Origin of the sequence: Psychrilyobacter piezotolerans (assembly GCF_003391055.1) — a bacterium.
Taxonomy (GTDB): Bacteria; Fusobacteriota; Fusobacteriia; order Fusobacteriales; family Fusobacteriaceae; genus Psychrilyobacter; species Psychrilyobacter piezotolerans.
The window spans coordinates 17,012-29,869 of sequence record NZ_QUAJ01000003.1 but is presented as its reverse complement, the minus strand read 5'-3'; the positions used below and the strand labels follow the sequence as shown (position 1 = coordinate 29,869).

Sequence of the window (12,858 nt, the reverse complement as noted above, 5' to 3'; positions counted from 1 at the left end):
AATTTTTTTATAACTCCTTTAAATTCATATTCAAGTACTATACTATCATTTATTCTCTATTTTTAATATTTTTTTAGATTAATATAGTGGAAAAAAGATTAGAGTGCTATTTTCTTTAGGATGAAGTTTATTGTTTAAAATGTTATAATAACAGATATAATATTTTAATTTAAAGAGGTGAAAAAATTGGCAACGAAAAGTATAGAAAAATTAACAGACTATTTTTATAGATTTCCGGGGATCGGGAAAAAATCTGCCAGCAGACTGGCATTCCATATCCTGGAGATGGAAAAAAATGAGATAGATGAATTTGTAAAGGCTGTCTACGAGGTAAAAAACAACACTGAAAAATGTACAGTCTGCGGTAACTTAAGTGAATCTTCGGTCTGTGATATATGCAGTAATGAAAGTAGAGATAGTTCTGTCATATGTGTTGTAGAAGATAATAAAGATATTATCGCCTTGGAAAAATCGAAGTCATACAATGGTAAATACCATGTTTTAAATGGTAAGATAGCTCCCCTCAGCGGGATAACCCCTGATAAATTAAATATCAAACCACTTTTAACCAGGGTAGCTGCTGAAGAAATAGATGAGATTATCTTAGCTCTTAATCCTGATTTAGAGGGGGAGACTACAGCTATGTATCTCATGAAATTACTCAAACCATTTGGTGTAAAGATTTCTAAGATTGCCAGCGGAATCCCCATGGGTGGAAATATCGAATTTTCTGATATCGCTACAATCAACCGGGCATTAAATGACAGACAGGAGCAGTAGACAGGATAAAAAAACTCCTAATTATTAGGAGTTTTTTTTGATATGCCTTCTAACCTGTTTTAATAAATTTGAAATAAAATATCTTATTCCTATTATTTCTTTCTTAATAAAAATTTTATATCCACTGCATATACATTTGTCCTCTTGATCTTATCCATAACAGTCCTTCCATTGGCTGCAAGGTAAAGTACGTTATCTTTCAGAGCAGGAGTTGTTACTATATCTCCATTTACTATAAATTCAAATAACTGTTTTTTAGAATGAATATCTTTAATATATAATTTATCTCCTATAACTGAGATTTCTAAGTCTTGATATTTTATTTTTCCTACCTTCCCCTTAAAAGGTTTAAACTCTTCAGGAAATTTATACCCTGCTTCTACATCTGTTGTTTTCCCGCTGTCTCTATCAAGAACATAGGTCTGAGGGAAATCATAAAAATTTCTCCTCAAAAAATCATCATTAGTTAAGAAAGAAATATTTTTCTCTGAAAACTTCAGATCAGAAGTTATTCCACTGGGAACTTTTGCTACCCATTTTACTTTATTTTGACAGTTATAAAAAATCATAAAATAAAAGTTTGACACAAAGAATACAAGAGTTATTAGATTAAATAAAACCTTCGAAGGACTCCTCCTCACAACTCTTTTCCTAGTTTTTGCTGCCATAAGATATACTCTGAGTCCCAGGAGGAGGATTAGTCCTCCTACTCCCATTGGAAAACCTTCACTTTTATTGTTGAATAACAGTGCTACCATACTCGGAAGGAGAAGAAATAAAGGAGATAAAATATCCATCTTAGGAGATTTTACTATCCCATCAAACCTTTTTTTGGCTAAGATAAATTCAATAATTCCTATCAGGAAAAATAAGTATATTGCCTTAGGAGACACCACTAGATAGAGACCTATATTTATGGTAAATAATACAATAAATATAGGAAATGATAGGATGTATTTTGAATTCCCTCTGCTCCTTTTTAACTCTTTAAACATTTTCTTCCCCCTACTTTAATTTTATCGATAAACTCATTCCTCTTTTTTAAACAATCACTACATTTATACTGCTTTTTATCCACTTAAGCAAGATAAATCTTAAATTTTGATAAAAACATTCTTAAAAAAATAAAAAAAGAACTAGAAATTCCAGTCCTTTTTCTATACATCTGCTTTATTTCCCTCCTAATCTGTATTATCTTTTATTGGTATTTGAATCTCTGTCACAAATTCATCTTCTTCATCTGTTTCATGGATATCTATCATATATATCTCCAATATTTCTCCATCTATTTCTAAGTTATTTTTACCCATATATTTTTTTATCTTTTCATAATGAATATTCATCCCTTCATATGGTCCTTTAAAAATCAGAGAAATATACCTTCCTTTTTTCAGTCTGTCTTCCCCCGAATCATCCATCAAAAAAGTCCCCCTATACTTCGTATATTCTCCTGATTTATATTCATCTATTCCTAATATTGCCCCTCCCCTGCTTCTTGCGAAATTCTGGCCTTCATCTGTATTTGTTCTGTTGGTTAGTTTTTTTAATTCTAAATCTATTTCCCAGCCTGTGCCTATATCGCTGTACCTTTTATAACACCTTCTTTCAGGGAGGGTAACTTCAACAATTTTATTATATTTGTCGTTATCCCCCACCTCATTGAGATATTTTTTTTTCGAATTTAATTGTTTTTTTAGTTCTAAAAGCTCACATAGTTTTTCCTCTATTACCCCCAATTGAAAATCAATTAATTCCAAACTTTTCCCCACACTTCTTTCCTCTATATATTTTTTTATTTCTCTCAAAGAGACGCCTAAATTTCTTAATCCTCTTATGGTACTTAATTTCCATATCTGCTTTGCACTGTAATATCTATAACCATTTTCTCTTATTTCCTGCGGCATAAGCAGTCCTTCTTTTTCGTAATACCTCAGTATATCTGTACTTATGTTGTAAAGTTTACTTATTTCTCCTATTTTATAGAGTTTCATCATATCACCCCCATAAAAAATAACACCTTTACTTATTTTAGTCAACTACTATAAAAAAATCCTCTATTGACCTTAGAACGGTTCTAAGGTTTATAATTAATTAAAGGAGATGTTTTTTTATGAATATAACTATCAAAAAAAAGGGAATTACTAAAACCCTTTTCAAATATGCCTTCCCATCTATCCTGTCCATGTGGATATTTTCTCTATACACCATAGTTGACGGGATCTTTGTTGGCCGGGGAGTAGGAGCAGAGGCCCTGGCTGCAGTAAATTTATCCATGCCTTTTCTAAATTTTTCTTTTGCCATATCTATTATGATTTCAATAGGGGCTTCTACCCTGATCAGCACCTGCCTGGGCAGGGGTGAACTTAAAAAATCCAGGGAATATTTTACTCTATCCCTTTGTTTTTTAGGGTTAATTGGATTTATCATTTGCAGTGCTAGTTTTATCTTTCGATACGAATTAGCTAATTTTTTAGGGGCTCGCAGAGAGATGATCCCCCTGGTTGTAGAATACCTGAGTACCCTATTATTTTTCAATACATTTTACCTGATTGCCTATGCCCTGGAAGTCCTCATCAAGGTGGAAGGAAAACCAATGGTTGCAATGTTTGTAGTGGGGATAGCCGCTGTTACCAATATTATTTTGGATTATTTTTTAGTAATTGTATTTCCCTTAGGTCTTAGGGGAGCTGCCATTGCCACAGGGTGTGCCCAGGTTATTCAGGGGATTATCCTTGTTTCTTTCTTCCTAAAAAAAAATTCTACCTTGAAATTTATAAGGATAAAATTAAGTTTAAAAAAATTATTTCGACTGATTAAAATCGGAATTCCGGATTTTATCACAGAACTTTCCGTAGGATTTATTTTATTTGCATTTAATAGGGTTATCTTTAATTCCTACGGTACCGATGGTCTCGCAGTTTTTAGTGTCATAGGGTATACAAACAACCTCGTTCTCATGACCATGCTCGGCCTCACTCAAGGGATGCAGCCTATAATCAGTTATTTAAATGGACAAGAAGATTTTAAAAGAAAAAAACAGTTACTCTTTCTCACTTTAAAGGCTGCATGTATAATTGGAATTTTTTCCTATGTAGTTGTTTTATTTTTTAGTAAATCTATCAGTTCCCTTTTCTTAAACGATTTAAATCTTATAAGATTAACTGCAGAGGCAAAAAAAATATTTTCTCTTTCTTTTATAATGGTCGGGATCAATATTGTAACTTCTGGATTTTTCACTGCCATTGAACACCCTAAAAAAGCCAGTATTATCTCCTTGGCCAGGGGGGTTATCCTAATCTTAATATTATTGATTATTCTGCCTTATTTTTTCGGAAAACATTCGGTATGGATAGTGACTACTGTCTCTGAATTATTCACATTATTTATTTCCATAACACTTATTAAATTCTATAAAAATAAAAAAGTTATAACAATTCCAGTTCTATAAATTAATGTATATTAAAAAAAAATAATAAAATTAAGCTTAAAACATTGAAGAATGAAAAAAGGACTGGAAAATTCCAGTCCTTTTTCTATACATCTACTTTATTCTCACTCCTAAGAGGAAGAGGATAAATTATAGACCTTGAGAGTAGTCAAGTGCAGCTAATCTCTTATAGTGTCTGATTTTCTTTTGAGCTTCTGATTTATTCTTAGCGAATAATTCTTTTGCTCTTTCAGGATTAGACTTAGTTAATGTTAAGTATCTAGTCTCTCCTAATAAGAACTCTTCATATTTGTCCCAGTTAGGTTCTTTAGAATCGATTTGTAATGGGTTCTTACCTTCTAATTCTAATTTAGGATCAAATCTGAATAATGGCCAGTAACCACATTCAGTAGCTAATTTCATTTCTGTTTGAGAGTGTCCCATACCTTTTCTTACACCATGAGAGATACAAGGTGCGTATGCAATTATGATAGATGGTCCTTTATGAGCTTCTGCTTCTTTAACAGCTTTTAAGTATTGAGCTTGGCTTCCACCCATAGATACTTGAGCTACATAGATATGCCCGTAAGACATGCAGATAGCAGCTAAATCTTTTTTCTTTAATGGCATTCCAGCTGCAGCAAACTTAACTACTGATCCAGTTGGTGATGCTTTTGATGCTTGTCCACCAGTATTTGAATACATCTCTGTATCCATTACTAAGATGTTGATGTCATCAGATGTAGCTAAAACGTGATCTATTCCACCGTAACCGATGTCATTTGCCCAACCGTCTCCACCGAAGATCCATTGTGATTTCTTAGTGATGTAGTCTTTTAATGATACTACTTCTTTAGCTTCTTCTTTACCTTCGATTAATGGTAATAATTTAGTTCTGATTTCCTGAGTCTTCTCTCCATCAGTTCTATTTTCTTTCCAATCTTTGAATAATTCTGCTACTTCTGGAGTAACTTTATCCATGATTTTTTCCATTTCTACTTCTAATCTATCTCTTAATGCTTCTACAGCAACGTGCATTCCGTATCCGAACTCTGCATTATCTTCAAATAATGATGATGCCCAAGCTGGACCTTCTCCGCAGCCGTTTGTACAGTAAGGAGTTGATGGAGCTGATCCACCGTATATTGATGAACAACCAGTTGCGTTTGCTACCATCATTCTATCTCCGAATAATTGAGTGATTAACTTGATGTATGGAGTTTCTCCACATCCAGCACACGCTCCATGGAATTCGAATAAAGGTTGTGCAAATTGAGAAGTTTTAACATTTGCAGTTCCCATGATTTCTTTCTTGTAAGTTACTTCGTTGAATAAGTAATCAGCGAATTTTTGCTCAGGCATTTCTTCAGCAATTGGAGTCATAACTAAAGCTTTTCCTTTAGGAGCCGGACATACGTTGGCACATACTCCACAACCTGTACAGTCAAGTGGTGAAACTTGTAATCTGTATTCTACACCTTCAGCTTTTCCAATAACTTTTAAAGTTTTCATACCTTCTGGAGCATTGGCTTTTTCTTCTTCATTGATTAAGAAAGGTCTGATTACTGCATGTGGACATACGAATGAACATTGGTTACATTGGATACAGTTCTCAGGAACCCAGTGAGGAACGTTTACTGCTACTCCTCTCTTTTCAAATGCTGTAGATCCATTTTCAAATGTACCGTCTTCATATCCATCAAATGCTGATACTGGTAAATCATATCCTTTGATAGCGTTTACTGGTTTAGCGATTCTTTCTACAAATTCAGTACCTTTGTAAGCTTCTTCAGCAGTTTCATATTGTAAGTTGATCCAAGCTGGGTCTACAGTAACTTCTACTAATTCTCCTGCTCCTCTATCTATTGCTTCATAGTTCATGTCAACGATATCTTGACCTTTTTTGATGTATGACTTATAAGTATACTCTTTCATATATTCTTGAGCTTCTTCGAACGGGATTACGTTAGCTAACTTGAAGAATGCTGATTGCATTATTGTGTTAGTTCTGTTTCCTAATCCGATTTCTGCTGCTAATTTATTTGCATTGATTATGAATAATTTAGCTTCTGCTTTAGCTAATTTAATCTTAACTGAGTTAGGTAAGTTTGCAATTGTTTCCTCTGCATCCCATACACAGTTTAATAAGAAAGTTCCACCTTTTTTCAATCCACTTGTCATATCATACTTACCTAAGTAAGAAGGAGTAGAACATGCTACGAATGAAGGTCTGTTGATTAAGTAAGTTGATCTGATAGGGTCTTTACCGAATCTTAAGTGAGATCTAGTAACTCCTCCAGATTTCTTTGAATCATATGCGAAGTAAGCTTGAGCATAAAGATCAGTCTTATCTCCAATGATTTTGATTGAGTTCTTGTTAGCTCCTACAGTACCGTCAGATCCTAATCCGAAGAATAAACATTCTTTTACGTTCTCAGCAACTACTGATACAGCTTCTCCTACTGGTAATGATAAATGAGTAACGTCATCGACGATTCCTACTGTGAATCCTTCTTTAGGAGTATCTGATTTTGCATTTTCAAATACAGCTACTATTTGAGCAGGTGTAGTATCTTTAGAAGATAATCCGTATCTTCCTCCAACGATTTTTGGTGCATTTTTGTCATCTTTGAATAACTCAACTACGTCAAGGTATAAAGGTTCTCCATTTGCTCCAGGTTCTTTAGTTCTATCTAATATAGATATTGTTTTAACTGTTTTTGGTAATACGTTCATGAAGTATTCAGCAGAGAATGGTCTGTATAAGTGAACAGATAATAATCCTACTTTTTCTCCATTTGCTACTAAATGATCTACAGTTTCTTTGATAGTCTCTGTAACCGATCCCATAGCTACTATGATTCTTTCAGCATCTGCTGCTCCATAGTAAGTGAATGGCTTATATTCTCTTCCTGTAATCTTTGAAATTTCTTCCATATATTCTGCAACTGCTGCAGGTACTGCATTATAATATTTATTTTGAGCTTCTCTAGCTTGGAAGTAGATATCATCGTTTTGAGCTGTTCCTCTAGTCACTGGGTGGTGAGGGTTGATTGCTCTGTCTCTGAACTCTTGTACAGCTTCCCTATCTAATAATCTATCTAAATCTGCATAATCCATAACTTCTACTTTGTTGATTTCATGTGAAGTTCTGAAACCATCGAAGAAATGCATGAAAGGTATTCTTGTCTTAAATGTTGCTAAATGTGCCACACCTGCAAGATCCATTACTTCTTGTACAGACCCAGATGCTAACATTGCATAACCAGTTTGTCTTGCAGCATATATATCTGAGTGATCTCCAAATATAGATAATGCTTGAGCTGATAATGATCTAGCTGATACATGGATTACTGAAGGTAATAATTCTCCAGCGATCTTATACATGTTAGGTATTTTTAATAATAATCCTTGTGATGCTGTATAAGTAGTCGTTAAAGCTCCTGCTTGTAACGCTCCATGAACTGTTCCTGCTGCTCCTGCTTCCGATTGCATTTCTACTAACTTTACAGGTACTCCAAATAAGTTTTTCTTACCTTGAGCTGCCCATGAATCAGTGTATTCTGCCATTGGTGATGATGGTGTTATAGGATAGATTCCTGCTACTTCTGTGAATGCGTATGATACCCACGCTGCAGCTTGGTTTCCGTCCATTGTTTGCATAGTTTTAGCCATTTTTGTGACCTCCTGAAAATTTTAATTATATTTTATTGGTTTCAGTAAAAATAAAATATCTTTCATGTACAATTTTACTTCACTAGCAATATTTTGTCAATAAATCATTGTTTTTTTTTACCATTTATCTCTTTTTACACTTTTTTCGTTCTCAAAACGTTATATATAACCACTTTAAAACAGTTAACTACTTTTTTCACTTAACATTACAGAGGTTAAAACCTTTGATCCTCTAAGTTTTTGTATGATTATACTTTACAAAATTCTATATATTCCCGTTTTTATGGACATTTTTTAGAATCATAATAATTTCAATACAGAGAGACAATGATCACTATGCACAGCATCAGCTTTTATTTTTTTATTTTGTCGCAGATTACACAAATTTTATAAGCTTTTACAGTCATAAGGCAGAAGGTTTTTCGTTTATTCTTTACATCGGTGTTAATTAGTAGCTAAATTTAAAACAAAAAAAACTACCAGATTAATCTGGTAGTTTTAAAAATTATTTAACTATTGCTAATGTATCTCTAGCAATTACTAATTCTTCATTTGTTTGGATCTTGTAGATAGCTACTTTAGAAGTCTCTGTAGATAATTTTACAGATCCTTTCTTTCTTACTGAGTTAACAGCTTCGTCTAATTCTACACCCATAAATTCTAATCCTTCTAAAGATTTAGATCTTATTAAGTTAGAGTTTTCTCCAATTCCACCTGTGAAACAGATCATGTCTACTCCACCCATAGCTGCTGCATATGATGCGATATAAGCTCTGATTCTGTAAGTCATCATATCGATAGCTAATGCTGCTCTTTCATCTCCACCTTCTCTTGCAATTTCAAGGTCTCTACAGTCAGATGACTTTTCGAAGATTCCTAAGATTCCAGATTTTTTGTTCATTCTAGCATCTATCTCTTTATCAGTTAAATCTCTCTTAGCTTTAATAAATAATGCTGCTGCTGGGTCGATATCTCCACATCTAGTTCCCATCATTAATCCTTGTAATGGAGTTAATCCCATTGAAGTATCTACTGATTTACCATCTTTAACAGCTGATATAGATGCTCCGTTTCCTAAGTGACATACGATTACTTTTGAGTTAGCTGGGTTTCCTAATAAATCGTTAGCTAATCCAGCAACAAATTTATGAGAAGTTCCGTGGAATCCATATTTTCTTACTTTTAACTCAGTATAGTCAGCATATGGTAATGGATACATAAATGCTTTTGCTGGCATAGTTTGGTGGAATGCTGTATCAAATACTCCTACATTAGGCTTTCCAGGAATAAGTTCCATACAAGTTTTTACACCTAATAAGTTAGCTGGGTTATGTAATGGTGCTAAATCATTGTTAGCTTCGATTCCTGCCATTACTTTTTCATCTAATAATACAGATGTCGTGAATTCTTCTCCACCATGTACTATTCTATGTCCAACTGCGTCAACTTCGTTGATATCAGCAATTACTCCATGCTCTCCTGTTAATGTATTTAATACTAATTCTAAAGCTTCCTTATGTGTAGGCATATCATGCTCTAACTCTAATTCGAAATCTGTAGCTGGTACTTCATACTCAAACTTAGATCCGTGGATTCCTATTCTGTCACATAGACCGATTGCGAAAACCTCTTCAGTTGATGGGTTGATAAGTTGGTACTTTAAAGATGAACTACCACAGTTAATTACTAAAACTTTCATTAATTATTTCCTCCTAGATTTTATTTTGATGATATATATTTCACTTATCATCTATATTATTTTTGTAGGAGCTATTTCTAACCCCTACTATTTTATCTATTAGTTAGCTTGTACTGATGTTATTGCTGTTAAGTTTACTATATCAGATACAGAACAACCTCTTGAAAGGTCGTTGATTGGTGCTGCTAAACCTTGTAATAATGGTCCGTGAGCTTCTGCTCCAGCCAGTCTTTGTACTAATTTATATCCAATATTTCCTGCTGCTAAGTTAGGGAATATTAAGATGTTGGCATTTCCTGCTACTTTTGATCCAGGTGCTTTTTTAGCTCCTACTGCGGCTACTAATGCTGCATCAGCTTGTAATTCAGCTTCAAATTCGAAATTCACATTACTTTCAGCTAATATTTTTCCTGCTTCTGCTACTACATCTACTGAATCATGTTTAGCTGATCCCTTAGTTGAGAATGTCATCAATGCTACTTTTGGCTCAATCCCTGCTACTGATCTAGCTGTTTCAGCTGCACCCATGGCAATATCAGCTAATTGTTGAGAGTTAGGTTCTGGTATTACTGCACAGTCACCAAATATTAAGATGTTTCCATACTCTTCAACTTTATTTTTTAATTCCATGATGAATACAGATGATACTGTTTTCATTCCCGGCTTAGGTCCTATTACTTGGAATCCAGCTCTAAGTACGTTTGCTGTAGGTGAATCTGATCCAGATACCATCCCGTCTGCATCTCCTAAAGCTACCATCATAGCACCAAAGAAGTTAACATCTGTAGTTAAAATCTCTTTAGCCTTTTCTGGAGTCATTCCTTTTTTAGCTCTTCTTTCTACTAATTTCGCCACATAGGCATCTATATTTTCAAAAGTGTTTGGATCAATTATAACAGCTCCCTCTAAGTTAGCTCCTACTTTTGCCGCTTCTGCATTTAAAGTTTCTGCGTTTCCTACCAATACAACTTTAGCCAATCCCTCTTTTACGATTTCTTGTGCTGCTTTCAACACTCTTTCATCTGTTGCTTCCGGTAAAACGATAGTCTTTTGCGTCATTTTAGCCTTTTCTTTTATTTGATTAATGATTCCCATTAGTCATCCTCCCTGTATATATATAGTTAAATATATATTAACATATTTTACTCTAGTTATACAAACGGTTTTTTTAACCACTACAACCTTACTGTTTTCGGTGTTTTGTTTTCAAACTTTTATTTCTATAAACAGATTTTTATACTGTTTTTTTTCCAACACAACCATTATATTATTTTTACGCTTATTTTAAAAGCTTTTTTTGATTTATTTTTGTCCAATTCTAAATTTTACTCAAAAATAGCATCTATATACTCCTTAGATTTAAATTCACGGAGGTCTTCTATCCCTTCTCCTACCCCGATAAATTTAATTGGTTTTTTTAGCTCTTCAGAGATTGCAAATACTATTCCACCCTTGGCTGTTCCATCTAACTTGGTAACTACGAATCCACTCAACTGAGTTACCTCATTGAATACCTTAGCCTGACTCAATCCGTTTTGACCGGTAGTCCCGTCTATCACCAATAGACTTTCATAGCTGGTATCTCCTACATGTTTTTTTATAATGATATTTATCTTCTCTAATTCTTTCATAAGATTATTCTTATTGTGCAGTCTTCCTGCTGTATCTATTATTACTACATCAGCATTTCTATTTTTTCCTGCTTTTAGTGTGTCAAACACCACTGCACCCGGGTCACTTCCCTGCTCATGTTTTATGATATCGGCACCTGATCTATCTGCCCATTCTTCCAGCTGCTCAATAGCTGCTGCTCTAAATGTATCTCCTGCACCTATTACTACTTTTTTTCCTTCTTTTACAAATTTCGCTGCTAACTTTCCAATGGTAGTTGTTTTTCCTACTCCATTTACTCCTACTACCAAGACTATATTCATCCCGGGTTTATTCACTTCCAGCTCTGTTCCCTCAGCTATCAGGAATCCTTCCATTACATCCTTTAATACATCATAGACTAAATTAGGATCTTTGATCCCTCTTTTTTTCACTTCTTTTTCCAACTCTCCTACAATTTTTAAAGTCATATCCATACCAATGTCCGACTGTATCAATAGATCTTCCAATTCCTCATACATCTCGTCATCTATTACACTTCTACCGGAAAAAAGAGTTTTCATCTTTCCGAACAGACCTTCCCTGGTTTTTACAAGTTTTTCCTTCAGGGATTTAAAGAACCCTTTTTTCTTAGAAGCTTCCTCTTTTTTCTTTAACTCTTCAAATTCTTTTCTTTTGGCTTCTTTCTCAGCCTCTATTGCTGTTCTATTTTCTTCTTCAATTTTTAATTTCTCTAATTCCTTTCTTTCCTCTTCCTCTTTTTTCTTTAACGCCTCTAATTCTTTTCTTTCTTCCTCCTCTTTAATTCTTAGTTCTTCCAGCTCTTTTCTTTCTTTCTCTTCTTTAATTCTTAGTTCTTCCAGCTCTTTTCTTTCTTTCTCCTCTTTAATTCTTAGTTCTTCCAACTCTTTTCTTTCTTTCTCCTCTTTAATTCTTAGTTCTTCCAACTCTTTTCTTTCTTTCTCCTCTTTAACCCTTAATTCTTCTTGTTTTTCTAATTCAACCCTCTCAGCTTCTTCCTCAATTTTTAACGCATCTAATTCCTTAACTTTCAGCTCTTCCTGTTCTTTTATTTTTAACTCTTCACTTTCAACTTTGATTTTTTCATCAGCTTCAGCTTTCTTCTTCCCAAATCCAAATAATTTTTTAAACATCTTTTTCCTCCTGGCATTTCATTGATTTTGTACTCAAATATTAACATATTTTTTTTTTTTTGTCATAAAACCAAGTTTAAATTCTTCTATTTCCATTTTAATCTGAACAATCTGCCATTAAAAACCTTTTTTTCTTTGTCACGAATTACACCAATTCTCACTGACAAATCTCTCTTTTGACACAGATTACACAGATAAATCATCTGATTTTCACAGATTTTCTAAACCAAAACCCTTACACTAAGCTCACAAAGAAAAGACTCTTAATTTATGAAATAAATTCTTAGAGTTTTGGTGGTACCCACTTCGGGTAGAACTTTTACGTCTCATTTTCTTTCAAGAGAAAAAGTAACCCCGTCAAGGATGGAATCCTTGGAATCTGACTTTCTGTCGCAGATTATACAGATTTTCACAGATTAAGAAAATCTATAAGCTTTTTCTGTCACAAATTACGCGAAGGATATGCTTTACTGCTACAATACAGAAGTTTTTTTAACACAGAGATTCACTGA

At 33.8% G+C, this 12,858-nt stretch carries 8 protein-coding genes; 2 read left to right on the top strand and 6 right to left on the bottom strand.

Annotation, left to right across the window (positions count from 1 at the left end; all coding sequences use genetic code 11):
- The first annotated feature begins 186 nt into the window (after positions 1 to 186).
- Positions 187 to 780, top strand: coding sequence for a recombination mediator RecR (recR, locus tag DYH56_RS02410; protein WP_114641263.1), 594 nt, complete (start codon positions 187 to 189; stop codon positions 778 to 780).
- A 92-nt stretch (positions 781 to 872) separates the two neighbouring features.
- On the opposite strand, the gene DYH56_RS02405 is transcribed toward recR, so the two are convergent.
- Both DYH56_RS02405 and DYH56_RS02400 read right to left on the bottom strand, forming a co-directional pair.
- Positions 873 to 1,775, bottom strand: coding sequence for a hypothetical protein (locus DYH56_RS02405; RefSeq protein ID WP_114641262.1), 903 nt, complete (start codon positions 1,773 to 1,775; stop codon positions 873 to 875).
- Between the two features lie 186 nt (positions 1,776 to 1,961).
- Positions 1,962 to 2,774 carry a MerR family transcriptional regulator gene (locus DYH56_RS02400; protein ID WP_114641261.1) on the bottom strand — a complete coding sequence of 271 codons (813 nt, stop codon included), beginning with the start codon at positions 2,772 to 2,774 and terminating at the stop codon, positions 1,962 to 1,964.
- 116 nt (positions 2,775 to 2,890) lie between these two features.
- Between DYH56_RS02400 and DYH56_RS02395 the strand changes: the two genes are divergently transcribed.
- Positions 2,891 to 4,228 carry an MATE family efflux transporter gene (locus DYH56_RS02395; RefSeq protein WP_114641260.1) on the top strand — a complete coding sequence of 446 codons (1,338 nt, stop codon included), beginning with the start codon at positions 2,891 to 2,893 and terminating at the stop codon, positions 4,226 to 4,228.
- Between the two features lie 129 nt (positions 4,229 to 4,357).
- On the opposite strand, the gene nifJ is transcribed toward DYH56_RS02395, so the two are convergent.
- The 4 genes from nifJ to ftsY form a co-directional block, all read right to left on the bottom strand.
- Complete coding sequence (gene nifJ, locus DYH56_RS02390; RefSeq protein WP_114641259.1) at positions 4,358 to 7,882, bottom strand: pyruvate:ferredoxin (flavodoxin) oxidoreductase; 3,525 nt, start codon at positions 7,880 to 7,882, stop codon at positions 4,358 to 4,360.
- A gap of 505 nt (positions 7,883 to 8,387) precedes the next feature.
- Entirely contained in the window at positions 8,388 to 9,581 is a 1,194-nt protein-coding gene (locus DYH56_RS02385; protein ID WP_114641258.1) for an acetate/propionate family kinase, read from the bottom strand.
- 99 nt (positions 9,582 to 9,680) lie between these two features.
- Positions 9,681 to 10,676, bottom strand: a complete 996-nt coding sequence (gene pta, locus DYH56_RS02380) for a phosphate acetyltransferase (protein WP_114641257.1) — start codon at positions 10,674 to 10,676, stop codon at positions 9,681 to 9,683.
- 230 nt (positions 10,677 to 10,906) lie between these two features.
- Positions 10,907 to 12,013 (bottom strand): signal recognition particle-docking protein FtsY, encoded by a 1,107-nt coding sequence (gene ftsY / locus DYH56_RS02375; protein WP_238387363.1) that lies wholly within the window; start codon positions 12,011 to 12,013, stop codon positions 10,907 to 10,909.
- Between the last annotated feature and the right edge of the window lie 845 nt (positions 12,014 to 12,858).